At 62.6% G+C, this 24,538-nt stretch carries 19 protein-coding genes and 1 pseudogene; 11 read left to right on the top strand and 9 right to left on the bottom strand.

Features of this window, described 5'->3' with window-relative positions; genetic code table 11:
- Positions 1 to 480 precede the first annotated feature (480 nt).
- Entirely contained in the window at positions 481 to 1,014 is a 534-nt protein-coding gene (locus tag ACM6IP_RS00685; protein WP_095171069.1) for a DUF4174 domain-containing protein, read from the top strand.
- Between the two features lie 28 nt (positions 1,015 to 1,042).
- Here ACM6IP_RS00685 and ACM6IP_RS00680 read toward each other — a convergent pair whose 3' ends face one another.
- Positions 1,043 to 1,936: a DMT family transporter gene (locus ACM6IP_RS00680; protein ID WP_095170983.1), complete on the bottom strand. Its 894-nt coding sequence runs from the start codon at positions 1,934 to 1,936 to the stop codon at positions 1,043 to 1,045.
- A 133-nt stretch (positions 1,937 to 2,069) separates the two neighbouring features.
- Here ACM6IP_RS00680 and ACM6IP_RS00675 point away from each other — a divergent pair, with 133 nt between their 5' ends.
- Positions 2,070 to 2,945 (top strand): LysR family transcriptional regulator, encoded by an 876-nt coding sequence (locus tag ACM6IP_RS00675; protein ID WP_414860706.1) that lies wholly within the window; start codon positions 2,070 to 2,072, stop codon positions 2,943 to 2,945.
- A gap of 466 nt (positions 2,946 to 3,411) precedes the next feature.
- On the opposite strand, the gene ACM6IP_RS00670 is transcribed toward ACM6IP_RS00675, so the two are convergent.
- From ACM6IP_RS00670 to ACM6IP_RS00660, 3 genes are read right to left on the bottom strand one after another with little or no spacing between them, the layout of a single operon-like run.
- Positions 3,412 to 4,593, bottom strand: a complete 1,182-nt coding sequence (locus tag ACM6IP_RS00670; RefSeq protein ID WP_414860705.1) for an acetyl-CoA C-acetyltransferase — start codon at positions 4,591 to 4,593, stop codon at positions 3,412 to 3,414.
- Between the two features lie 20 nt (positions 4,594 to 4,613).
- Positions 4,614 to 5,273 carry a CoA transferase subunit B gene (locus ACM6IP_RS00665; RefSeq protein WP_414860704.1) on the bottom strand — a complete coding sequence of 220 codons (660 nt, stop codon included), beginning with the start codon at positions 5,271 to 5,273 and terminating at the stop codon, positions 4,614 to 4,616.
- A gap of 38 nt (positions 5,274 to 5,311) precedes the next feature.
- Positions 5,312 to 6,010: a CoA transferase subunit A gene (locus ACM6IP_RS00660; RefSeq protein ID WP_095169306.1), complete on the bottom strand. Its 699-nt coding sequence runs from the start codon at positions 6,008 to 6,010 to the stop codon at positions 5,312 to 5,314.
- A 148-nt stretch (positions 6,011 to 6,158) separates the two neighbouring features.
- Here ACM6IP_RS00660 and ACM6IP_RS00655 point away from each other — a divergent pair, with 148 nt between their 5' ends.
- The gene (locus ACM6IP_RS00655) at positions 6,159 to 7,043 is read left to right on the top strand and encodes a LysR substrate-binding domain-containing protein (protein ID WP_414860703.1); all 885 of its coding nucleotides are present in this window, start codon (positions 6,159 to 6,161) and stop codon (positions 7,041 to 7,043) included.
- Positions 7,044 to 7,215: 172 nt separating this feature from the next.
- Positions 7,216 to 9,087 (top strand): annotated as a pseudogene (locus ACM6IP_RS00650) (RHS repeat-associated core domain-containing protein); the annotation flags it as partial.
- A 153-nt stretch (positions 9,088 to 9,240) separates the two neighbouring features.
- On the opposite strand, the gene ACM6IP_RS00645 reads toward ACM6IP_RS00650, so the two are convergent.
- Genes ACM6IP_RS00645 through ACM6IP_RS00635 form a run of 3 tightly spaced genes read right to left on the bottom strand, consistent with a single transcriptional unit; the run spans position 9,241 to position 11,664 of the window.
- On the bottom strand, positions 9,241 to 9,492 hold the full coding sequence (locus tag ACM6IP_RS00645) for a helix-hairpin-helix domain-containing protein (RefSeq protein WP_414860702.1): 252 nt from the start codon (positions 9,490 to 9,492) through the stop codon (positions 9,241 to 9,243).
- A 23-nt stretch (positions 9,493 to 9,515) separates the two neighbouring features.
- Positions 9,516 to 10,616, bottom strand: coding sequence for an arginine N-succinyltransferase (gene astA / locus ACM6IP_RS00640; RefSeq protein WP_414860701.1), 1,101 nt, complete (start codon positions 10,614 to 10,616; stop codon positions 9,516 to 9,518).
- Between the two features lie 31 nt (positions 10,617 to 10,647).
- Positions 10,648 to 11,664, bottom strand: a complete 1,017-nt coding sequence (locus ACM6IP_RS00635) for an arginine N-succinyltransferase (protein ID WP_414860700.1) — start codon at positions 11,662 to 11,664, stop codon at positions 10,648 to 10,650.
- Positions 11,665 to 11,859: 195 nt separating this feature from the next.
- On the opposite strand from ACM6IP_RS00635, the gene ACM6IP_RS00630 reads away from it, so the two are divergent.
- Positions 11,860 to 12,447, top strand: a complete 588-nt coding sequence (locus tag ACM6IP_RS00630; RefSeq protein ID WP_414860699.1) for a histidine phosphatase family protein — start codon at positions 11,860 to 11,862, stop codon at positions 12,445 to 12,447.
- Complete coding sequence (cobF, locus tag ACM6IP_RS00625; RefSeq protein ID WP_414860698.1) at positions 12,444 to 13,202, top strand: precorrin-6A synthase (deacetylating); 759 nt, start codon at positions 12,444 to 12,446, stop codon at positions 13,200 to 13,202. The genes ACM6IP_RS00630 and cobF overlap by 4 nt, the downstream gene beginning before the upstream one ends.
- 22 nt (positions 13,203 to 13,224) lie before the next feature.
- Here the strand turns inward: cobF and ACM6IP_RS00620 are convergent, their stop codons facing one another.
- Together ACM6IP_RS00620 and xthA are read right to left on the bottom strand one after the other, a co-directional pair.
- Positions 13,225 to 14,562, bottom strand: a complete 1,338-nt coding sequence (locus tag ACM6IP_RS00620) for a substrate-binding domain-containing protein (RefSeq protein WP_414860697.1) — start codon at positions 14,560 to 14,562, stop codon at positions 13,225 to 13,227.
- 79 nt (positions 14,563 to 14,641) lie between these two features.
- The gene (gene xthA, locus ACM6IP_RS00615; RefSeq protein WP_095169297.1) at positions 14,642 to 15,454 is read right to left on the bottom strand and encodes an exodeoxyribonuclease III; all 813 of its coding nucleotides are present in this window, start codon (positions 15,452 to 15,454) and stop codon (positions 14,642 to 14,644) included.
- Positions 15,455 to 15,628: 174 nt separating this feature from the next.
- On the opposite strand from xthA, the gene ACM6IP_RS00610 reads away from it, so the two are divergent.
- From ACM6IP_RS00610 to ACM6IP_RS00590, 5 genes are all read left to right on the top strand, one after another.
- A complete protein-coding gene (locus ACM6IP_RS00610; protein WP_095169296.1) occupies positions 15,629 to 16,279 on the top strand; it encodes a GNAT family N-acetyltransferase in 651 nt (216 codons plus the stop codon).
- Positions 16,280 to 16,344: 65 nt separating this feature from the next.
- Positions 16,345 to 18,072: an autotransporter assembly complex protein TamA gene (locus ACM6IP_RS00605; RefSeq protein ID WP_414860696.1), complete on the top strand. Its 1,728-nt coding sequence runs from the start codon at positions 16,345 to 16,347 to the stop codon at positions 18,070 to 18,072.
- Positions 18,069 to 21,740: a translocation/assembly module TamB domain-containing protein gene (locus ACM6IP_RS00600; RefSeq protein ID WP_414860695.1), complete on the top strand. Its 3,672-nt coding sequence runs from the start codon at positions 18,069 to 18,071 to the stop codon at positions 21,738 to 21,740. The genes ACM6IP_RS00605 and ACM6IP_RS00600 overlap by 4 nt, the downstream gene beginning before the upstream one ends.
- Before the next feature lie 846 nt (positions 21,741 to 22,586).
- Positions 22,587 to 23,060: a MarR family winged helix-turn-helix transcriptional regulator gene (locus tag ACM6IP_RS00595; RefSeq protein ID WP_095169293.1), complete on the top strand. Its 474-nt coding sequence runs from the start codon at positions 22,587 to 22,589 to the stop codon at positions 23,058 to 23,060.
- Positions 23,057 to 24,532, top strand: a complete 1,476-nt coding sequence (locus tag ACM6IP_RS00590; protein ID WP_414860694.1) for an efflux transporter outer membrane subunit — start codon at positions 23,057 to 23,059, stop codon at positions 24,530 to 24,532. The genes ACM6IP_RS00595 and ACM6IP_RS00590 overlap by 4 nt, the downstream gene beginning before the upstream one ends.
- Positions 24,533 to 24,538: the final 6 nt, after the last annotated feature.

Genomic DNA, 24,538 nt, shown 5'->3' with positions numbered 1-24,538 from the left:
CCATGCAGCGACAGCAGCCTGTCAGGCGATGGTCGGATGGATGATCGGGACGACCGTGGGCGAACTGCCTGCCACGCGAATGCCCGGGCATAGACCATGTCCGGGCGTGTTGGACGCGAAGTCGTCGTCCTGCAGAGTTGTCGCTGTGGGGCAGGGCCCCACAGGACGCTTACGAAGTGGCCATTGGTTCCAGCGTCATGAACGTGGTAATGGGCAGGCACGCTGCTGACGGACGCGGATTTGGCTACGTCCCCCTATTGGGAACACTAACAGTGTAGTACGCGTTGTATAGATGCGCCTGGCCGTTGGTCTTGCCTGGCGCTTTGCACGCTATGCCCGTTCCTTTGAGGCTGGTGGGCAGTGGCGGATTAACCCTGCTGACCTAAGCTTGGCAACATGGCGATAGAAATTTCCCACATCAAAACTGGATCTTTCGCCTTGATGCGCAATCATAAGCGTGAAAATCAAAAGGAGATGCGCATGCTCATTCGGTCATTGACCCTCGCTACTTTGCTGGCTGTCGCGGGCCCCTTGTTCGCTGCCGACAACGACACGCCTCTGGCCCAGGAACGCGGCAAGAGCCGGCCGCTGATTGTCATCGCCCCCAGCAGCATCGACCCGACGCTGGTCAACCTGAAAAAATCCCTCGACGACCCGGCCACCAAAAAAGCCTTCCAGGACCGCAGCATGGTGCTCTACACCGTGGTCCAGTTGATGGGCCAGCGCGATGGCAAGGACCTGGATGCGCAAACCACCATGGCGTTGATTCGCGAACTGAAACTGGGGGTCAGCGGTGAGACCAAGGTCATCCTGGTGGGCAAGGACGGCGAGAAGAAACTCGAACACCTGGGCCCGATAGACGCCAAGGCGCTGTTCGAGACCGTCGACCAGTTGCCTGCCGCCGAGAAAGAAGCGGCACCACCGGCACCTGCGGTCGCCGAAACGCCAGCCAAAGGCACCAAGGCCGCCAAGCCTGCCAAGCCGGCGAAACCACCACAGCCGCTGGATGATTGAAACTCGAGCGGGGGTGCTCCTGCATAGGTCATCGACTTGACCAGGCCACCCCCCACCGCTGCTCCAGGTTCATCGCCAGCACGCTGATCAACACCACCAGCGCTCCCACCATCACCATCAATCCCGGCCGTTCTCCCAGCAGGGCGGCGGCAATCAACATGGCGGTGGGAGGTGTCAGGTACAGCGCCATGGCGGCGCGGCTGGCCTCGACCTGGCGCAAGACAAAGGCCCAGGCCAGATAGGCCAGGGCACTGGGGAACACCCCGAGAATCGTCACCGCCAGGTGAACCTGCACCGGTGCCCTGGCCACCGCAGCGCCCAGGCCCGGAAGGAACACCAGCAACAGCAGGGTGCCGGACCATACCGTGTAGCAGACCATGGTCAGGCCGCTGTAACGCTGGCAATGGCGTTTGTGCAGGGCGAAGTACAGGCTCCAGGACAGCGCGGCCAGCAGGATCAACAGGCCGTGGGGGTCGATGCTGCCCAGGCCGCGATCACCGGCGACCACGATGCCGGCGCCACACATCCCCAGCACCACACATCCCCAACGCCAGGCGCTGACGCGGTCGTTGAAGATGAAATGTGCCAGCAGCGCGCTGAACAACGGGGTTGACTGCGCCAGCACGCTGGCGGCGCCGGCACTGACCCCGCGTTGACCGAAATTCAGCGCAATGTGGTGCAGGCTCACGGCAAACAATCCCAGCATGAGCAACAGTGGCAGGTCGCGCAGGCGCGGTAGCTCGATGCCCTTGCAGGCTGCGATCAACGCCATCAACAACGAGGCCACGAGGAACCGCAACAACGCCAGGTGTCCGGGTTCATAGGCGGTCAGGCCGATGCGGATGCCGGTCGGCGAGTAACCCCAGCAGACGATCACAAACAGCACGGCCAGGAGAATCTTCAGGGTTGAACGAGTGGGCATCAGGTCGGCCTGCCAGGTCAGGTGCGCAACGAAGACCGCGACGAGGTGACGGCTTCTGCCCCTTGAGTATTGGAGCCTTACCTATTCACTACAACTGACTTAACATGAGGTGAATGTTCACTTTTGGTGATGTATGGAGCTGGCGCAGATTCGCATGTTCAAGACGGTTTTCGAGACCGGCAGCATTGCCCGTGCTGCGCAGCTGCTGCATTGCGTGCCCTCGAACATCACCGCGCGCCTCAAGTCGCTGGAAAGCGAACTGGGCGTCGAGCTGTTTTACCGGGCGGGGCGGGGGTTGCAGATCAGCCCGGCCGGTGAAATCTTCCTGACCTACGCTGCGCAGATCCTGGCACTGTCCGAGGAAGCCAAGCGTGCCGTGGATCCGGGAGCGCCGCCGTCCGGGCCGCTGCGCATCGGCGCGATCGAATCATCGGCCAGCGGCCGCCTGCCCAGGTTGTTGGCCCGATTCCATAGGCGTTATCCGGCGGTCGCCCTGGAGCTGACGACCGGGCCTTGGGCGCAGTTGCTCGAGGACACGCTCCTGCACAAGCTCGACGGGGTGATTGTGGCGGTCGACGTCGAGCGACCACTGCTCAAGCGCAAGCTCATGTACCGCGAAGACCTGGTGCTGATCGCGTCGCCGTCTCTGGGACCGTTGCGCGAGGCCGCCGACCTGCGCGGCAAGTCGATCTTCATGTGGCCCTCGGGGTGCCCGTACCGGGCAACGCTGGAGCGCTGGCTGCTAGGGCAGGGGGAGGCCTTGCCGATCATCAGCATTGCCAGTTACGGCAGCATTGTCGGTTGCGTCAGTGCGGGGGCCGGCGTGGCGCTGGTGCCCAGGGGGATTTTCGAACAGTACGGACCGGGCGCCGGCTGGGCCAGCTACGAATTCCCGGAGCTGACGGCCATCGACAACCTGTTCTATTGGCACGAACACTCCCGGCATCACCCGGCCCGGGAAGCGTTCGTCGCGATGCTGCAGGAAGAGTTTGCGACTGCCAGCTTGTAGGTGCGGGCTTGCTCGCGATGGCGGTGAGTCAGGCACCATCGATGTTGAATGGGCCGGCCCCATCGCGGGCAAGCCCGCTCCCACAGTGGTTCTGGGGTGTTCGAAGATTTTGGGTACACCTACTCAACCTGTGGGAGCTGGCTTGCCCGCGATGGCGGTATGTCAGGCACTATCGATGTTGAATGGGCCGGCCCCATCGCGGGCAAGCCCGCTCCCACAGTGGTTCTGGGTGTTCGAAGATTTTGGGTACACCCACTCAACCTGTGGGAGCTGGCTTGCCAGCGATGGCGGTATGTCAGGCACCATCAATGTTGAATGGACCGGCCCCATCGCGGGCAAGCCCGCTCCCACAGTGGTTCTGGGTGTTCGAAGATTTTGGGTACGCCCACTCAACCTGTGGGAGCTGGCTTGCCAGCGATAGCGGTGTGTCAGGCTGAATGGCCCGCTCCCACAACTGCGGGTTGAATCAGTCCCGTTCGATGGCCAATGCCACGCCTTGGCCGCCACCGATGCACAGGGTAGCCAGGCCTTTCTTGGCGTCGCGCTTGATCATCTCGTGCAGCAACGACACCAGCACGCGGCAGCCCGAGGCGCCGATCGGGTGGCCGAGGGCAATCGCGCCACCGTTGACGTTGACCTTGCTCGCATCCCACTGCAGCTCTTTGCCAACCGCCAGGGACTGCGCGGCGAATGCTTCGTTGGCTTCGATCAGGTCCAGTTGCGCCAGGTTCCAGCCAGCCTTGTCCAGGCAGCGGCGGGTGGCCGATACCGGGCCGATGCCCATGATCGCCGGGTCGACACCGGCATTGGCGTAGGCGGCGATCTTCGCCAGTACTGGCAGGCCCAGTTGCTTGGCTTTTTCAGCGCTCATCAACAGCACGGCAGCGGCGCCGTCGTTGAGCGAAGAGGCGTTGCCGGCGGTGACGCTACCGTCTTTCTTGAACGCCGGCTTGAGCTTGGCCAGGGAGGCGGCGGTGGTCTCGGCGCGCGGTTGTTCATCGACCGCGAAGGTCAGCGGATCGCCTTTGCGCTGGGGAATCAGGATCGGCGTGATCTCGTCGGCAAAACGCCCGGCTTCGATGGCGGCCGTGGCCTTCTGCTGGGAGGCGGCGGCGAAGGCGTCCTGTTCCTCACGGCTGAGGCTGTACTTGTCCACCAGGTTCTCGGCGGTGATACCCATGTGGTAATCGTTGAACGCATCCCACAGGCCGTCGCTGATCATGCTGTCGACCATCTTCGCGTGACCCATGCGCAGGCCGGTGCGGGCGGCTGGCAACACATACGGCGCCAGGCTCATGTTTTCCATGCCGCCGGCGATGATCACGTCGGCGTCGCCGCAGCGGATCGCCTGGGCGCCCAGGTGCAGGGCCTTGAGGCCCGAACCGCAGACTTTGTTCAGGGTCAGCGCCGGCACCGCGTGGGGCAGACCGGCGAGAATCGAGGCCTGGCGCGCGGGGTTCTGGCCCGAGCCTGCGGTCAGGACCTGGCCGAGGATCACTTCATCCACCTGGTCGGCGGCCAGACCGGTCTGTGCCAGCAACTGGCGAATCACCGCGGCACCGAGTTCCGGCGCCGGGATGCTGGCCAGCGAACCCTGGAAGCTGCCGATGGCAGTCCGGGTGGCGGCGACAATCACGACTTCTTGCATCGTATTTCTCCTCAAAGGGTTCAGGCGAACTGCATTTCGGGAACGTGTTCGGGAACGATCAGTTTACCGGCAGTCTTGCTGACGATTTCCTCGACGCTGACCCCTGGTGCGCGTTCCTTGAGGATGAAGGCGCCGTTTTCGATTTCCAGGTAGGCCAGGTCAGTCAGGACCCGCTTGATGCAGTTGGCGCCGGTCAGTGGCAGGCTGCAATGGCTCAGCAGCTTGGACTCACCGTCCTTGGAGGCGTGGGTCATGGTGACGATGATGTTGTCGGCACCGGCTACCAGGTCCATTGCGCCGCCCATGCCCTTGACCAGTTTGCCCGGGATCATCCAGGAGGCGATGTTGCCTTGTACGTCGACTTCGAACGCGCCGAGCACGGTCAGGTCGATGTGGCCGCCGCGAATCATCGCGAAGGATTCGGCGGAAGAGAAAATCGATGCGCCAATACGCGCGGTCACCGTTTGTTTGCCGGCGTTGATCATGTCGGCGTCGACCTGATCATCTGTCGGGAAAGCGCCCATGCCGAGCAGGCCGTTTTCCGACTGCAGCATGACTTCCATGCCTTCGGGAATGTAGTTGGCAACCAGGGTCGGAATGCCGATGCCCAGGTTCACGTAGTAGCCGTCCTGCATTTCGCGGGCGATGCGTTGAGCCATTTGTTCGCGGGTAAGAGCCATTTTTTATTCTCCGTTGTTCGTCGGGCTGGGGGCGTGGATCACTTGCGCACGGTGCGCTGTTCGATGCGTTTTTCGAACGTGCCGCAGATCACCCGGTCAACGTAGATGCCAGGGGTATGGATGTGCGCAGGGTCCAGCTCGCCAGGCTCGACGATCTCTTCGACTTCGACCACGGTGATCTTGCCGGCAGTGGCGGCCAGCGGGTTGAAGTTCTGGGCGGTGTGGCGATAGACCACGTTGCCGAAGTGGTCGGCTTTCCAGCCTTTGACGATGGCGAAGTCGCCGGTGATGGACTCTTCCATCAGGTACGGGCGGCCATGGAACTCACGCACTTCCTTGCCTTCGGCCACGGGCGTGCCGACGCCGGTAGCAGTGAAGAATGCAGGGATACCCGCGCCGCCAGCGCGCATTTTTTCTGCCAGGGTGCCTTGTGGGGTCAGCACCACTTCGATTTCACCGCTCAGCAGTTGTTTCTCGAACAGGGCGTTTTCACCGACGTAGGACGCCACCACCTTGCTGATCTGCCGGTCTTCGAGCAGCACGCCGAGGCCAAAACCGTCGACGCCGCAGTTGTTGGAAACCACGGTCAGGTCGCGCGTGCCCTTGCGTTTGATCTCGGCAATCAGGTTTTCCGGAATGCCGCACAAGCCGAAACCGCCAGCGATCACGGTCATGCCGTCTTCAAGGCCGGCGAGGGCCTCTTCATAGGAACTCACGCGCTTGTCGAAACCTGCCATATGCACCTCTTTTATTCTTTGTGGGCGGCTGGCTAGCCGTATGGGGTTGAGTGTTGCGCCATCCGATTCATTTGATAAGTTGATTTTTAAGGTGGATTAATAGATTAAACTCGTTAATCCGTGACGTACTTCATAATAAGGAACGCAGATGACCGTCAAGCAGATCCGCGCGTTTCTCGCCGTGGCCCAGAGTTTGAGCTTCGCCGTGGCCTGTGAGCGGCTGCACCTGTCGCAGTCGGCGCTGAGCCTGACCATCAAGGCCCTGGAAGAAAGCCTCGGCGGACGATTGTTCAGCCGCACCACGCGTAATGTCGCGCTGACCCCCGAAGGCGAGTCCCTGCTGCCCCTGGCCCGGCGCCTGATTGCCGACTGGGACAACGCCGAGGACGAAATGCGCCAGCGTTTCACCCTGCAGCGCGGGCGAGTGACCCTGGCGGCGATGCCTTCGTTTGCCGGCAACCTGCTGCCGCCGATCCTCAAGACCTTCCGCGCGCGTTACCCGAAAGTCAACGTCACGGTGAACGACGTGATCAACGAGCAGGTGCTGGAGATGGTGCGCGACCGTCAGGTGGAGCTGGGCGTGGCGTTCGAGCCGATGCAGAGTTCATCGCTGCAGTTCTCGGCGCTCTATGTCGACCGTTTTGTCGCGGTGGTGCCCAGTGATTCGCCGCTGGCCGGTCTCAGCGAAATCGACTGGAACACCCTGCTGGAGCAGCCCTTCATTACCTTGCAGCGTCCGTCGACGGTGCGGGTGATGCTCGAAGAGCACCTGCAAGCGCGCCAGACCCGCCTGCCGGTGGCCTTTGAAAGTCACCAACTGGCGACGGTCGGGCGCATGGTCGCCAGCGGCCTGGGGGTCAGCGCCGTGCCAGCCTTGTGTGCCGCGCAAATGCGCGAACTGGGTGCCCATTGCATCACCTTGGGTGAACCGGTGGTCGAGCGCGCCATCGGCATCCTGACCAAGCCCGGCCACGAACTGTCGGCAGCCGCCCAGGCGCTGTTCGACATCCTCAAGGGTGAGGTACGTCTGTAGTCCTTGTGCCCTGATACCTGCACGATGGGTCTCGAATCGTCCAGGGCAATTCTGATTTTACCCCGACCCGTTCAACACTTCTGGACGCTCGCGCAGAATCACTGACCCTCGTTCTGCAGAGAGACAACGGATGCTCATACCTGCCCATGAACCCTGCTTTATCTTGACCGTCGACGGCCTGCGCTGGACCTACCGGCGCAATGCCCACGGCGATATCTGCGAACAGATCGACCCCCACGGCCAGGTCACCCGCTACCGACATGACGCCGAGGGCCGATTGCGACAAGTATTGGCGGCCGATGGTGCCACCCGGACCTTCAGCTATAACGCCTACGGCAAGGTCAGTGCCGAGCAGGATGAACTGGGCCAGGTCACACGTTACGAGTACGACCGCCACCTGCACCTGATCAGCCGACGGATCAATCCGGATGGTAGCCAGTTGTACTATCGCCATGACCGTAGCAGTGGGTTGTTGTCGGAGATCGAAAACCCAGTCGGTGAGGTGTATCGGCTGGAGCGGGGCGCCAATGGGCGGATCGAGCAGGAGCGGACTTTTGACGGACGGCGCTTCACATTTGCCTATGATCACCAGGGCCATCTGCTGCAGAAAAGCCAATGGGCGACTGACGGCTGTGCCCTGGTCACGGCGTACCAGCGTGACAGGACGGGGCGCCTGCTGCTCAAGACATTGCCCGACGCCAGCCGGGTGGCCTATGACTACGACCCAAAGGGGCGCCTGAGCCGAGTCGACGATGACAGCGACTGGCCACTGATCTTCACCTACGATCTGCAGGGACGGCTGCTCAGCGAGCAGCAGGGCTGGGCCTGCTTGCGCTACAGCTACAACGCCAGCGGCCAGCTCGAGCGCATGCAGTTACCGGACAACCACTGGGTCGATTATCACTTCGCCACCGATGGCAGCCTCGCAACCATTGGTTACAACGGTGAGCAGCTGTCCAGCCATCGCTTCGAGCGCGGGCAGGAGCAGCAGCGCCAACAGGGCCGGTTGCTCAGTCAGTATCACTACGACGCACGGGGTCGCCTGCAGGCCCACGCCGTCAATCAGCCACAGCGTCCGCTGTACTTGCGGCACTACAGTTATGGGGTCAGCGGCAACCTGGCGAGCATCGCCGACAGCCACCACGGTCAGCGCAGTTTTTATTACGACGCCGGCAACCGCCTGGTCCGGGTGCGACACTCACGGGGCGCGCCGGGGCAACGGTTCGCGTACGACCCGTGTGGCAATCGCCTACCGGATCCTGGCGACTGCCATTACGACTACGATGCCTTTGGCAACCTGATCCGCGTACGCCGGGACGATCAACCTGCGCAGGTGACCCATTACCACTATGACTGCCAGCATCGCTTGAACGCGGTGGTCCTGCCCAATGGAAGCCGGGCCAGCTACCGCTATGACCCTTTTGGCCGGCGCAGTGCCAAGACTGTCGATGGCAGTACCACCGAGTTCGTCTGGCAAGGGCAACGGCTGGTTGGCGAAATCAGCGGCGATCATCAACGTCACTATCTTTATGAACCCGACACTTTCCGCCCGTTGGCCCTGGTCGAGAGAGGCGCTGCAGGCGATAGCCGCCGGTTCTACTATCAGCTCGATCATCTCGGTACCCCCCAGGAATTGACGGACAGCCATGGCGAAATCGTCTGGGCGGCGACCTATCAGGCCGGCGGCCAAATAGTCGGTCTTGAGCATTTGGGCCACGAGCCTGTGGAGCAGCCGCTGCGTTTCCAGGGGCAGTACTGCGACGAGGAAACGGGCTTGCACTACAACCGCCATCGCTACTATTGCCCGCACCTGGGGCGTTACCTGACACCGGCCCCGAACCGCCTGGCGGCTGGCCTCAACGCCTATCAGTACGCAGTGAATCCAACGACTTGGGTCAACCCCCTGGGACTCAGCAGCTGCCCGGGAGGTGATGGCCGCAAGCCGCTACTGCAAGTGCATGATCCGTTGGCCAGGGCGGTGGTGGATGAGGCTGAGCCGCAATTGCCGCAAGCCCTGATACGAGGCATCGGCGAGCGGTGGTGAGGAGGGAGGGCCGTCTGTCCTTTTTTCCTGCACGGGGGCTTTTTTTCACGAAATTCTGACATTCGCAGGTGCAGATTGAACGGACAAAAGGATTTGACCCCATAGACAAAAAGCCCGCCAGATGCGGGCTTTTTGTTGTCAATCTGCCAGCACTCAGGCCTGGCTTGCATCACTGGATTGTCGTGCCTTGGCGATCGCCGCCTCAATCGCGGCACGTGCCTGCGGGCTGTTCTTCCAGCAGGTGGAGCCGACCACTGCCGACGCCTGGACCACGATCTCGCGGGCATTGGCCTGGCTCAGTTGCAGCAAGGTGGTGAACCCCAGTTGTTCAAGGCGCTGGACCACCGTCGGGCCGACCCCCTTGACGCTTAACAGTGTTTGTTTTTCTTCCGTTGAAAATCCCATACGGGCTCCTTTTTTGGTGAGCGTCACTGTAGCGCAATGCTCGTCGACGATGGCGTGTGCTTCTGGGATAAACCTGCTGCCCCTGAAAGGACTGCCGCTGCAGTCTGTTGCTGTTCGGCGTAGAGGGCGACCGCGCGCACCAGGTTGCCCGGTTGCAATTGCAGGCGGCGGGCGGTCGACCGATCCACCAGCAGGTTGCTGCCATCACGCTGTGCGCGGGCGACGGTGATGCGGCAGTTTTCCAGGCGGCGGTTGTGGATCAGCCACACCGGCGCCTGGTCATCAGGTGAACCGATCAACAGGCTCAGCGGCTGGCTATCGCGCACCGCGCGGATAGTCCCGACCGGGGCTTCGATCACCGGTCCCGCATCAAAGATGTCGACATAACCCTGATGGACGAACCCCTCGGCATCCAGGATCCTGCGGGCCGGCTCGGCGTTTTCATGGGCCTTGCCGATGACGTCCCGGGCCTGCTCGGTGAGCAGGCAGGTGTACAGCGGCTGACGCGGGATCAACTCGGCGATCAACGTTTTGTTGCCCAGCCCCGACAGATGATCGGCATGCCGGAAGTCTTGTCGAAAAAAGTGTCGACCCAGGCTGTCCCAGAACGGTGAACACCCTTGCGCGTCGGCGCTGCCACGTAACTCGGCAATCAGTTTGTCGCCGAACAACTGCGGGTACTCGGCGACAAACAGCAGGCGTGCGAGCGACAGCAGTCGGCCGTTGTGGCCCAGTCGATGCGCCGGGTGCAGGAACAACGAGCAGACCTCCGATTGGCCAGTCATGTCATTGTTAAGAAACAGCGTCGGTAACTGTTGTTCGATACCCAGGCTTGCGGACCGATTGACTGTCAGCCCGACACGGTAGTTGTACCAGGGCTCGCGCAGGCCTACGGCGCCGCCCAGCGCGCTGACCCCGAGCACTTGCTGGTCGTCGTCCTCGAGCACGAACAGGTAGTCGGCGTCCGCCCGTTCAACCTGACTGGCAAAGGTCCGTTGGGCCCAGCGGATCCGGTGGGCCAGGCGCTCTTCGTTGGCCGGCAGGGTGGTGAACCCGGGGCCTGCACATTGTGCCAGGGCCAGCACGGCCGACAGGTCGCCGCTGTGTACCGGGCGCACGATCATCGGCCGGTTCCCTGGCCACTCAACACCGGCCTCATAGGGCGACCAATCGCAGCGGGCTGCCGTCAGTCAGATGCAAGGCCGCCAGGGTGGCGGGGTCGAGGGTCACCGGCTCGTCGGCGCTCCAGTCCAGTTCGACCACCATCGCGCGAAAGTCATCCACGGCGTCATTGCAGATCAGGTAGGTGGTCTGGCCCGCGTGCGCGGTGCCTCGGCGGGCGGTCGCCGTGCGGCTGTGGGCAATCGAGCGGATGCTGGGGGTGCGTGCAAACAGCGTCGGGCCGGCGTCGAACAGGTCGACGTAGCTGTTGGTTTCGAAGCCTTCGCGCTCGAGGATGTCGAAGGCTTCCTGGCCTGCGGGATGGACCCGGCCAATGCATGCCTGGGCGTCTGGCGTGAGCATCGGTACATAAATCGGATAATGGGGCATCAGCTCGGCGAGAAAACTGCGGTCCTGCAGCCCACAGAGGCGTTCGGCCTCGACGTAGGACAGGTTGAAAAAGTGCTTGCCCAGGGCATTCCAGAAGGGTGACTCGCCCGCCGCGTCGCTGTAGCCGACGATCTCGGTAATCACCGTTTCGGCAAACCGTTGGGGATGCGCGGCAATGAACATCAGCCGGGCTCGCGAGAGTAGTTCGCAGAAAGCCGTGTGCTGCAGTTCTGCGTCGATGTGCAGGCCGCGCAGCAGGGTGTGGGGGCTGAGGTCCTGGCACAACGACAGCGCCGGTACGCCATGGTGTACGTTCAGTTCCCGGGACGCGCTGATGAATGGGCGGTTGCGCAGGCTGTAGAACGGTTGCTGGTAGCCGGCGGTGGCGACGATTTCCGCGCAGCCGAGCAAACGCTGGTGCTCCAGGTCGTGCAGGACAAAGCAGTAGTTCTCCCGGCCATTGCTCTGTACCGGGCTGGCAAACGAGCGCTGGGAGTCGCGGATTTTCTGCAGCAGGCAGTGGCTGTCGTCCGGCAAGGACGTGACCCCTACCAGGCTCTCTCGCGCCAGTTGCTGTAACTGGGGCAGATCGGATGGCTCGACTGGGCGTAGGACCAGCATGGATAAACTCCTGTATCAGAACGACCGGGCCACGCTGGCCAGGCTTGACGATCACTGTCGGGTTCCACGCGTTGCAAGTGCGCTGGGTCAACCTCCGTCGACCGCGGGCCATACTAGTTGATCATCCCCAGGTGACGCAGCATTATGCTAGCCGTTCGGCGAGTTTTTCCTGTCACAGCCTGCGAGTGAACCTGCGTGTCGGTAACCCGTTTGACCTTGATTTGCCACGCCCGCACCGTCGCCCAGAAGCGGGCGCGATTGCCTCTGGACGAACCATTGGAAATGGACTGGCAGGCGGTCCGCGGCAGTCGCGCCGGCGCCTTCAAGCGGCCCCCGCGATTACTCGGCGGTGGCGAGATGCGTGTGCGGCAGACCGCTGCGTTGTTCGGCAATGACCTGCGCCATGTGCCGGCGTTGGATGACTGTGATTTCGGTCGTTGGCGCGGCTTGTCCATCGACCACCTGCAACAACACGAGCCACTGGCGCTGCAGGCCTGGCTCGACGATCCGCATTCGGCACCCCATGGCGGGGAGTCGGTGGTGCAACTGATCCAGCGGGTGGGGTGCTGGCTCGACAGCCTGGGCAGTCACCCCGGGCATTACCTGGCCGTGACTCACCCGTGGGTGATTCGTGCAGCCATGATTCATGTGCTGCAGTGCTCGCCCAGCGCCTTCCAGATGATTGATGTCGAACCCTTGTCCGCCACCGAACTGCGTTTCAACGGCCGCTGGCGCCTGCGCCTGATGGACAGTGGCGCGCCCGTCGAGGAACCCCTGGCATGAAACAGCTCCTGGTGATCGGCATTGGTGCCGGCGACCCTGACTACATCACGATGCAAGCGGTCAAGGCATTGAACCGGGTCGATGTGTTTTTCCTGATGGACAAGGGCCCGAGCAAGGACAGCCTGATCGACCTGCGGCGGGAAATCTGTGCCCGCTATATCAGTCAGCCGGGTTACCGTTTCGTCGAGGCCCACAGTCCACAACGCAGGCCTGATACTCTCGACTACAGCGCCAGTGTGCAGGCGCTCAATAGCGACAAGCAGCAGACCTTCGAGCGGCTGATCAACGAGCAAATGGCCGACGATGAATGTGCGGCGTTTCTGGTGTGGGGGGATCCGGGTTTGTACGACAGCACCCTGCGTATCCTGCAGGCAATTCTCGACGCTGGTCGCTGCACCTTTGACTATGAGGTGATCCCTGGTATCAGCAGCGTCCAGGCCCTGGCGGCGCGGCACAAAGTGGCGTTGAACCGCATCGGCGGCGCCGTCGAGATCACCACCGGGCGACGCCTGGCAGCGGGGCAGGTGAGTGCGGCCGACAGTCTGGTGGTGATGCTGGACGCGCAAGATGCCTACCAGCAGGTGGCGGATCAGGAGCAGCAAATCTACTGGGGCGCCTACCTGGGCACCGCGGATGAAATCCTCATCGCCGGTAAACTCAAGGACGTCGCCGACCAGATCGAGCAGGTCAGGCAGGCGGCGCGACTAGCCAACGGCTGGATCATGGACACCTACCTGATCCGCCAGCCCGACTAGCTGCCGTACACCGGCCAGGGCGTCAGTAGACCCAGACCTCGACCCGGCGATTCTTGATCCGGCCTTCGTCGTCACTGTTGGCGGCCACCGGCATCTGCGCACCAAAACCGCGAATGTCACGCAGCACCACGCCGTTTTTCACCAGTTCACGGCGCACCGCCATGGCCCGCAGTTTCGAGAGCAGGGCGGCGCGTTCCGGATCGGTCTTGGCGTCACCGAATCCCACCAGGCTCACCTGTCTGTCGAGCTTGCCGTGCTGCTTGAGGTAGTCGAGTACCCGGGACAGGTCCTGGCGTGCCTTGTTGTCGAGGCTGGCGCTGCCTTCCTCGAAACGAAAGTTGACCGTCAGCCGTTGCGCCTTGGCAGCCAGCGCCTGATAACCCTCGGGCATCTGCCGGCTGGCCGTGACATCCATGGCGTGCACGGTCTGCGCGACAAACCCGTTGGCAGCCACCAGCGCCTGGCCCTGGCGGCTTTGGGTAAAACCTATCAGTGCGGTGGCCCAGGGATTGTGCGCGGTCGGCGGCACATAGAAGTACAGCCGCCGCGACAGTGGATAGTCCTCGGTGGCGATCAGGCTGGTGAGTGGCAGCATGGGCTGCGAGGCACCGTCGACGATCGCCACCGCCTTGGCCTGGCGCACGTAGGGCAGGCCGATGAAACCAATGCCCTGGCGGTCCTGACTGACGGCGTCGGACAACTGTTCACTGGATTCGAAGCGGCTTGCCGAGCGGGCAAGGGTTTTACCGCGGCCACTGAGTACCAGGTCCTTGAAGGTATCGTAGGTGCCCGACTGATCATCGCGCGCGTAGAGATGAATCGGTCCGCCGACGCCGCCGAGTTCTTCCCAGGTGCGAACCTCACCGCTGAAAATCCGCGCCAGTTGCTCGGTGTTCAACTGGTTCAACGGGTTGTGCGGGTGCAGGATAATGGCCAGGCCGTCGATGGCGATCACTTGTTCGGCCGTAGGGCTTTTCAAGTCGCCAAGGCCTTCCAGTGCCACCAGTTCGCTGTCCTTGATTGGACGCGAAGAGGCCGCCAGATCGGCGCTGGTGGTGTGCAGGGCGAGGAAACCGGTGCTGGAGCCGTGGGCGGCGATCTCGATAATCACCCGTTGCCCTTGGGCCGTCTGGCCCACCAGCCGCTGTTCGTTGGGGTTGTCACGGGGTTCGCTGTGCACCTTGAGCAAACCTTGTTCTTCCATCAACCCCTTGGCCAGTGCCGGCCCCAGCGCCGCCCCAATGGTGTTGGAACCCTGGATACGCAACACCACGCCGTTACCGGGCAGCGGCAATGCGGTGGCGAAGGCCGACGGGGACATCAGGCTGCATAACAGCAGCGGCAACAGGGCACGCAACATGGAGCCGGCACCTTTGGCGGGCAGGGGAGGTGCCGGGACATTAAGACATTCAGGTTACGCAGATGTGACAGGCAGCGGCCTAGCTCAGCTCCAGCCAGATCGGCGCATGGTCCGAAGGTTTTTCCATGCCGCGCAGGTCGTAGTCGACACCGGCGGCCTTGATCCGTGGCAGCAAGCCTTGGGACGCCATGATCAAGTCGATGCGCAGGCCACGCTTGGGCTCGTCTTCAAAGCCGCGGCTGCGGTAGTCGAACCAGCTGAAGCGGTCGGCAACGTCCGGGTTGAGGTGGCGGAAGCTGTCCACCAGGCCCCAGTTTTTCAGGCGGGCCATCCACTCGCGTTCCTCAGGCAGGAAGCTGCACTTGCCGGTCTTCAGCCAGCGCTTCATGTTGTCCGGGCCGATGCCGATGTCGCAGTCCTCTGGGGAGATGTTGACATCGCCCATCACCACCAGCGCCTGGTCGTTGCTGAACTGAGTTTCCAACAGGTTTTGCAGGTCACTGTAGAACCGCGCCTTGGCCGGGAACTTGGTGGGGTGGTCGCGGCTTTCACCCTGTGGGAAATAGCCGTTCATGATGGTCACCGGCGTCCCGTTGGCGTCGGCGAAGGTGCCCCAGATGAAGCGGCGCTGGGCGTCTTCTTCATCGCTGGCAAACCCCTTGTGGATCGCCAGTGGTTCCTGGCGCGAAAGCATGGCGACGCCGTAGTGACCTTTCTGGCCGTGGTAATACACGTGGTAGCCCAGCGCCTGGACTTCGGCGAGCGGGAACTGGTCGTCGTGGACCTTGGTTTCCTGCAGGCCGATGACGTCTGGCTGGTGCTTCTCGATCAGTGCCGCCAATTGATGGGGGCGGGCGCGCAGGCCGTTGATGTTGAACGAGACGATCTTCATGGTCGGCAGTCCTGGCAAAACTGCGATGCTAGCTGACATGTAGGATCGGAGCCAGCGTGGCAGTAGTTCCTATGCGCTGCTAATGTCTGTGGGCGTGGGAACGATCACAGCAGTGCCGGGCTCGTACTTACAAGAGCGGGGTCATTTGCGCCGCGCCAAGGGGAGATAAACCTCATGCCTGAAACATCGACCGCCATCGCGGACATCCATCGGCTCGACAGCGGCTACTCGCGTGAAGCGCGCTCATTGCTGTACCAGGCCTATCGCCACGAACCCACCTTCAAGTTTCTTTTTGAGGCCGAGCGCCCCGGCTATGAGCAGCGGGTACGGGCGACGGTGCGCGAACTGGTCAAGCAGCATTTTCTCCAGGATCTGCCCGCCATCGGCCTGCTGGTCAATGACCGCTTGATCGGCATCGCGCTGATCGCGCCGCCGCAGCGGCGCCTGGGCATTACCGAAAGCTGGGCCTGGCGCCTGCGCATGGTGCTCAGCACGGGTTTTCGCTGCACCCGGCGCTATCTGGACTATCACGCGGCCGTGGCTGCCTGCGTGCCATCGGACTCGGTGCACGTGCTGCCGTTGCTGGGGATTCATCCGCAATTCCAGGGCCAGCATTTCGGCGAGCAACTGTTGCAAGCGGTGCACAATTGGTGCGCGGTAGACGAGCATTCCCAGGGGGTGGTGCTCGACACCGGGAATCCGCGTTATCTGGAGTTCTATAAGCGTCAGGGGTATGAGGAGATTGGCGAGGTGGCGGTAGGGCCTGTACTTGAGCACGTGTTTTTCCACGCCAATCCCCAGGTGTTACATAGCGCAACAGCCTAAGGTCGAACTTTTGTTCAGAATGTTCGCTCTATCACGCTCCCAAGCTCGTGATAGCATCCGCGCCTATGAAGTTTCCAGGAAGATTTACCAGTGGCATGCTCATGCTGATCAGCAGCGCAGCGGCCCTGGCGCAAAGTGAATTGGACGTCAGGATCAAACCGTCCAATGACGAGCTGAAGGCCAACATCGAAGGCTATATCGGCGATCTCGGCGAACGCGATGAAGAAGCCCTGTTGCGCTTCAGTCGCGGTGCCGAGGAGCAGGCGCGCAAGGCCGCCCAGGCCTTGGGTTACTACCAGCCGCAAATCGAAAGCGAAGTCAAAGACGGCAAGTCACCCCGACTGGTGTTGAATATCGACCCCGGCGAGCCGGTACGCCTGCGCTACGTGACTATCCAGATCCTGGGGCCGGCCGCCACCCTCAAGTCCTTTCGTGTGCCCCAGAGCGACGTGCTCAAGCCCGGCGCCGTGCTCAATCACGGCCACTATGAAGACGCCAAGCGGCTGATCCAGAACCAGGCCTCGCGCTTCGGCTTTTTCAGTGGTCGCTTTACCAGCCAGAAGCTTTCCGTCGACCCTCGGGCCGGTGTTGCCGACATCGACCTGGTCTATGACAGCGGCCCGCGTTATGCGCTAGGCAAGGTCAGTTTTGCCGGCGATACGCCCTTCGACGAGGACCTGCTGCAACGCATGGTGCCGTTCAAAAGTGGCGCGCCTTATGATTCCGAGTTGATCGCCGAGCTTAACCAGGCCCTGCAATCGTCGGGCTATTTCGAGTCCGTGCGGGTGGATGCCGCGCCGACCACTGCCGCCAACGATGTAATTCCGGTGGCCGTCACCCTCGACACCCGTAAACCCCGGACCATGGGCCTGGGTCTGGGTTATTCGACGGACGTCGGGCCGCGAGCCAAGGCCAACTGGACACGCCACTGGGTCAATCCCGAAGGCCACAGCTATGGCTGGGAGGCCGAGCTCTCGGCGCCACGGCAGAACGTCGGCCTGTGGTACGACGTGCCGTTGGACCCGCCGTTGACCGACAAGTTGCGGTTTGCCGGGGGCTATCAAAATGAAGAACTGGCCAACACCGACAGCTTGAGCAAACTGCTGACCCTGGGGCCGGAATGGCACAGCAAGCTGCCCAGCGGCTGGCAACGGGTGATCTCGTTGAAATGGCAGCACGAGGAGTATCGCCTGGGCGATGACTCGGGGATCAGTAACCTGTTGATGCCGGGCGTGAGTTACTCCTACCTGCGCAGTGACAACCGGATCGATCCGCACAACGGTTATCGCCTGCAATTTGACAGCAAGGTGGCCAAGGAAGGGCTGGGCTCGGACAACAACCTGTTATACGGCACCGCCCTGGCCAAGGGCCTGACCACGGTGCTGGACAACCACCGATTCCTCGCGCGTGCACAGATCGGGGGTTCGGCCACCAATGGCTACAAATCGATTCCGCCATCGCTGCGCTTCTTTGCCGGTGGCGACCAGAGCGTGCGCGGTTATGACTACCAGAGCCTGTCGCCGGAAAACTCCGACGGCGACCGCGTAGGCGGACGCTACATGGTCTCCGGCAGCCTGGAGTACCAATACTCGGTTGCCGAAAAATGGCGAGTCGCAACCTTTGTCGACCAAGGCAACTCGTTCAACGACTTCGAACTGCCGAACCTCAAGACTGGGGTCGGCATGGGTGTGCGCTGGGTTTCGCCAGTCGGCCCGATTCGTCTCGACCTGGCCCATGCGCTGGATGACCCCGGCGGTATTCGTCTGCACTTTTCCATGGGGCCTGAGCTGTGAAGCGTGGTTTGAAAATAGCGTTGCTGGCCGTGCTGTCACTGGTGGTCTTGGTGCTGCTGGCGGTGGTGAGCCTGTTGGGAACCCAGGCCGGCAGCCGCTGGGCACTGAGTCAGGTGCCGGGTTTGACCGTGGAGAATTTCCAGGGCCGCCTGGCCGGCCAGTGGAGTGCCGATCATGTGCTGTGGCAGCAGGGCCAGGACCGAGTTGAGCTGATCAAGCCACTGCTGGCCTGGTCGCCGTTGTGCCTGACGCGCATGACCCTGTGCATCGAGCAATTGCACGCCGAGCAGGTGGTCCTGCAGTTTGCGCCGAGTACCGAGCCAAGCAGCGGGCCGATCAGCTTGCCGGAGTTGAAACTGCCGCTGGCGATCGAGCTGGGCGAGGTGCGAATCGGCAGCCTGCTGCTGGACGGCAGCGAGCAACTCAAGGACCTGCAACTGGTAGCGTACTGGACGGCGCAAGGGTTGCAGATCGACTCGTTGCGTCTGCAACGCGATGACCTGCACCTGGAACTGACCGGGCTGCTGCAACCGACCGGCAACTGGCCGCTGAGTGCCAGCGGCAATCTGACTATGCCGATGCCCGGCAACACGCCCTTGGCTCTGACGCTGAAGGTCAATGGCAACCTGCTGCAAACCCTCAACCTCGAGGCCGACAGCAGCGGTTACCTGCAGGGCCGTCTGACCGGCGAGCTGCAGCCGCTGGCCGACAACCTGCCGGCCAAGGTGCGCATCACCGCCGATGGTTTCAAAGCCAGTGCCGACCTGCCGGACACACTGCAACTCAATCAGCTTGAGCTCAGCGGTAGCGGTGACCTGAAGAACGGCTATCAACTACTGGGCAAGGCCAGCTTGCCGGCCGAGGACGGACCGGTGGCCCTGCTGCTGCAAGGCAAGGTCGACGCCAAGGGTGCACAGATCGCCGGGCTGGATCTCAACGCCAACGATCAGCAAAGCCTCAAGCTGACCGGCCAGGTCGATTGGTCCGAGGGCCTGGTCGCCGAGGCGAAGATCGACTGGCTGGATTTCCCCTGGCACCGTTTGTATCCGCTGATCGATGAGCCAGAGGTGGCGCTGCGCAGCTTCAACGGTGAGGTGGCGTACCGCGACGGTAACTACCTTGGCAACTTCAAGGCGGCGCTGGACGGTCCTGCCGGGGCCTTCAGCCTGAGCAGCCCGTTCAGTGGCGACCTGACGCAAATCTTCCTGCCGCAACTGCAATTGGTCGCAGGGCAGGGCAAGGCCGCCGGGCATTTGAACCTGAAGTTTGCCGACGGCATCGCCTGGGACACCGCGCTTGACCTGTCGGCGCTCAACCCGGCGTACTGGCTGGCGGAGCTGCCGGGCACCCTGGCCGGGCCTTTGCGCAGCAAGGGCGAGATGCGCAATGAACAACTGAGCCTGAGTGCCGACCTTGACCTCAAGGGCAAGCTGCGTGGCCAGCCGGCGGTGTTGCAAGCCAAGGCCGACGGCGCGGGCGAGCGCTGGAACCTCAGTGCCTTGCAGATCCGCCTGGGCGAGAACCGCATCGATGGCAGCGCCAGCCTGCAGCAAACACTCAGCGGCCAACTCGATATCAAGGCCCCGCGTTTGGGCCAGCTGTGGCCGCAGTTACGCGGTCAGCTCAATGGCCGGCTCGACGTCGCAGGCACATTGCAGGCGCCCCAGGGCAAGCTCGCCCTGCAGGGTGTGCAGTTGGCCCTGGACGACAATCGCCTGAAAAGCCTCAACCTCGACGCCACTCTCGACAGCGCACAGCGGGCGCAGATCGACCTCAAGGGCAGCGGCATAACGGTCGGCGACAACTCACTGGGCACCCTGACGGCCACTGGCACGGGCACCCTCAAGCAGCAGAAGCTGCAACTGGACCTGCAAGGCCCATTGCTGAAATTGGCGCTGGGCCTGGACGGCAACCTGGACCAAGGCAACTGGCGTGGACGCCTGGCCAGCGGCGACATTCAGGCCGGCGGCCAGGACTGGCAACTGCAGGGTCCGGCGAAAATCGAACGCCTGGCCGATGGCAAGCTGACCTTCGGCGCTCACTGCTGGACGTCTGGCCCCGCCAGTTTGTGTGGCGAGGATCAGCGCCTGATGCCCGAGCCGAAACTGCGCTATCACCTCAAGCAATTCCCCATCGACAGCCTGGCGCAATGGCTGCCCAAGGATTTCGCCTGGCAGGGCAAGCTCAACGCCGACGTGCAACTGGACCTGCCGGCCAGCGGGCCGAAAGGCCAGGTGCTGGTGGACGCGAGTGGCGGCACCTTGCGCATGAAGGAAAAGGACCAGTGGCTGGATTTCCCTTACCAGACACTGAAACTCACCAGCACCCTCAACCCCAAGCGTATCGACACCCAACTGAATTTTGTCGGCGGCAAACTGGGTGAGCTGATGGTGCAGGCGCAGATCAACCCGCTGCCTAAAAACAAACCCCTGAGCGGCTCGTTCCGCCTCAGTGGGCTGGACCTCTCGGTGGCGCGGCCGTTTGTGCCAATGGTCGAGAAACTGGCCGGCCGCCTGAACGGCAGCGGTACTTTGTCCGGCGGGCTATTGGCGCCCAAGGTCAACGGTAACCTGACCTTGAGCGAGGGTGAGATTTCCGGGCCACAACTGCCGACGCGGTTCGAGGCCCTGCAGTTGCAGGCGCAGATTGCCGGCGAAAGCGTGCAGCTCAACGGTGGCTGGAAAAGCGGCAAGAGCGGGCAGGGCAGCCTCACGGGCCAGGTGGACTGGGGGCAGGCCCTGGTGGTCGACCTCAGCCTGCGGGGCAGCCAACTGCCGGTGAGCGTCGAACCCTACGCGGCCCTGGAAGTGGCGCCGGACCTGAAGATCTCGATCAAGGATGACAAGCTGGCGATCACCGGCAAGGTGCTGGTGCCCAAGGGCGAGATCACGGTGCGCGAGTTGCCGCCATCGACGGTCAAGGTCTCCGATGACACGGTGATCGTCGGGCACCAGACCGAAGAGGGCAAGGCACCTATGGCCATGGCCATGGATGTCGAAGTGATAGTCGGCGAAGACCGGCTCAGCTTTGCCGGTTTTGGCCTGACCGCCAACCTCAAGGGGCACGTGCATATCGGCGACAACCTCGACACCCGGGGCGAATTGTGGCTCAACGACGGGCGTTACCGCGCCTACGGCCAGCGCCTGACTGTACGCCGTGCACGGCTGCTGTTTGCCGGGCCCATCGACCAGCCGTACCTGGACATCGAAGCGATTCGCCAGACCGACGACATCATTGCCGGTATCCGCCTGAGCGGCAGCGCCGAGCAGCCGACTACGCAGATTTTCTCGGAGCCGGCGATGAGCCAGGAGCAAGCATTGTCCTACCTGGTGCTCGGCCGTCCGCTGAGCACCAACGGTGAAGACAACAACATGCTTGCGCAAGCGGCGCTGGGCCTGGGGTTGATGGGCAGCTCGGACCTCACCGGGAGCTTGGCGAAGAACCTTGGCATCGATGATTTCCAGCTCGACACCGAGGGCAGCGGCACCGCCACCAGTGTGGTCGCCAGTGGTGACATTACCGAGAAGCTCAGCCTGCGTTATGGCGTTGGTGTGTTTGAGCCGGCCAACACCATTGCCTTGCGCTACAAGCTGAGCAAAAAGGTCTATCTGGAAGCCGCCAGCGGGATCGCCAGCTCGCTGGACATCTTCTATAAGCGGGATTTCTGAGGGCTCGGCTTTGTTGAGCTGAAAGGAGCTGTTATCGTTTGGTCTTGGTCTTGGTCTTGGTCTTGGTCTTGGTCTTGTGGGTATATCCGTTGCTGCGGTAATGGCGGCTTAAGGTTTCGCCCTTACGGCGAGGCACTTTTGTCAAACGACACAAAAGTACCCAAAAAGTCTTGCCCCAGCGTTCGGCCCCTCGCTAAGGCTCGGGGTACCTTCGCTACGGTATCCATCCGGGGGCATCGCCTCCGGTTTGCTTCGCTGCACCTCCTCTCGATGCATGCGGCTCCGCCGCACGGCGCTACGCGCCTCCCCCCGGATGGACACCTTCGCTCAGCCTGCCGAAGGGGCGGGTGGATCAAGATCAAAAGCAAGAGCACGGCGACCTGACAGTCGGCCTGAGTGGTAAGAGCGAACGAGGCGGCCTACCGGCCGGCCTGTTTGCCCTGGTGTCGCGTTCCCTTGTGGGAGCGGGCTTGCCCGCGATGACGATCTCCGCCAAACCGCATTTCTCGGCAATACCCCAATCCCCCGTAGCAGCTGTCGAGCCCGCGAGGCTGCGTTCGAGGACGCAGTCCTCGCCGCCCTTCAACGCACCGATTTCCCTTATTTAAACCTTTACTCATCCTGCCGACGGTGCAGGTGGATCAAGCGTCAAAGTCGGCCTGGCTTTTTCTGGTGTCGTATTCCCTGTGGGAGAGCCGGGCGGCGCTTCGCTTGTTCGCGATAGCGGTCCGGCGACTGCCTATTTTATAAATTGCAAAGCTTGCTAACGATTTCATTTGACATTCACTGCCTAGGCAGTAATATCTCGACACATATTCACTGCCTAGGCAGCCAATAGGTCGTCAGATGAAACATTTCTCCCCGGAAAACTTTCGCAATTGCCACCTCGGTCTCCTGCTGGGGCGCGCCGCCTTGCTCAAGGATCGGATCATCGACACCCACATGGAACCCCACGGCATTACTGCCGCGCAGTTCAAGGTGTTGATCATCATGGCCCAGTACGGCGTCGACACCCCGGCCGAGTTGTGCCGCCATCTGTCCCTGGATAGCGGTTCGATGACCCGCATGCTCGACCGTCTGGAGCACAAAGGCCTGCTGGTCCGCCAACGCTGTGCAGATGACCGGCGCCTGGTGCGCCTGGGCCTGACCGAGGAAGGCCAGGTGCTGGCCGACAAGTTGCCGGGCATTGGCGTCAACGCGATGAACCAGTTGGCCGGCGCCCTCGACTCCGAGGAGTTGCAGACCCTGGAAGCCATCCTCAAGAAAATTTTGCTGGCCGCCGGTGATCCCATCACCGTGCTTCGGGTAGGTGACCAATGAGCGATAAAACTCTGGGTTCCCGACTGGCCCTGGTGCTGATGGCCATGAGCCTGGCCGGGTGTGCCAACTACAGCGGCCTGACCACCGAAGGTGTGAGCCTTGATGCAAAAGCCCTGCAGGCCGGGCAATCCCTCAACGGTGTGACGCTGTCGGCGGCGGCATGGCCGAAAAACGACTGGTGGCAGAGCCTGGGCGATCCGCAACTGGACGGGTTGATCCGCGAAGCCCTGCGTGACAGCCCGGACATGCAGATCGCCAGCGCCCGGGCCCATCAGGCCAGTGCCGCTGCCGGTGCGGCGAATGCTGCGCGCATGCCGACCCTGGATGCCAGCGCCGGTATCCGCCGCGAGCGGTTGGCCCAGTATCAGGACCCGACCTTGCAGGGTGACTCCTACGACACCATGCGCAGCCTCGGCGCGACCTTCAATTACACCTTCGATCTGTGGGGCGGCCAGCGTGACGCCTGGGAAGCTGCGTTGGGCCAGGCCCGGGCCGCCGAGGTCGATCGCCAGGCGGCACAGTTGACTCTGGCCGCCGACGTTGCCCGCGCCTACAGCGACCTGGGCCAGGCCCATATCGTCCACGACCTGGCCACTGAAGACCTCAAGCGCACCCGGCAATTGCTGACCCTGAGCCAGCGGCGCCTCAGCGCCGGCATCGACAGCCAGTATCAGTACCAGCAGAACCAGAGCCTGGAGGCGAGCTCCGAGGCTTCGCTGATCGATGCCGAGAAAAACCTGCAGAGCGCCAAAATCGCCCTCGCAGTGCTGCTCGGCAAAGGCCCGGATCGGGGTAACGAAATCACCCGGCCGCACATTCTGCAAGCCAGCGCCGTGGCCTTGCCCTCGGTGTTGCCCGCCGAACTGCTGGGCCGCCGCCCGGACCTGGTCGCGGCGCGCTGGCGAGTCGAGGCGGCGAGCAAGAGTATTGATGCCGGCAAGACCACTTTCTACCCCAACCTCAACCTGAGCGCCGCGGCCGGGGTCGAGTCGTTGCTGGGCAACGCGATGTTTGGTTCGACCAGCCGCTTCTTCAACGTCGCCCCGACGATTTCCCTGCCGATTTTCGACGGTGGTCGCCTGCGCGCCGACCTCGATGCCAAGGATGCCGACTACGACCTGGCGGTGGCGCAGTACAACAAGAGCCTGGTCAAGGCGCTGGGGGAAGTCAGCGACAGCCTGTCCCAGTTGCGTGACGTCGGTCGGCAGATCGTCGCCCAGCAACACGCCACCGACATTGCCCAGGACTCCTACAACACCGTGCTGGAGCGCTATGGCTCCGGCGTCGGCAACTACCTGGACGTGCTTAGCATCGAGCAGCAACTGCTCGGCGCCGAGCGTCAGTTGGCGAACCTCAATGCCGAACAGATCGATCTGTCGATCCAACTGATGCAGGCCCTGGGTGGCGGCTTTCATGGCGACAGCCTGGCTGCGGCCGGCCCATCCCCGGCGCCTGCCACGCGCAATCAATAATTCAAG

The sequence above is a fragment of the Pseudomonas sp. IT-P176 genome (assembly GCF_949767245.1).
Taxonomy (GTDB): domain Bacteria; phylum Pseudomonadota; class Gammaproteobacteria; order Pseudomonadales; family Pseudomonadaceae; genus Aquipseudomonas.
This window is presented reverse-complemented; position numbering and strand designations above follow the sequence as displayed.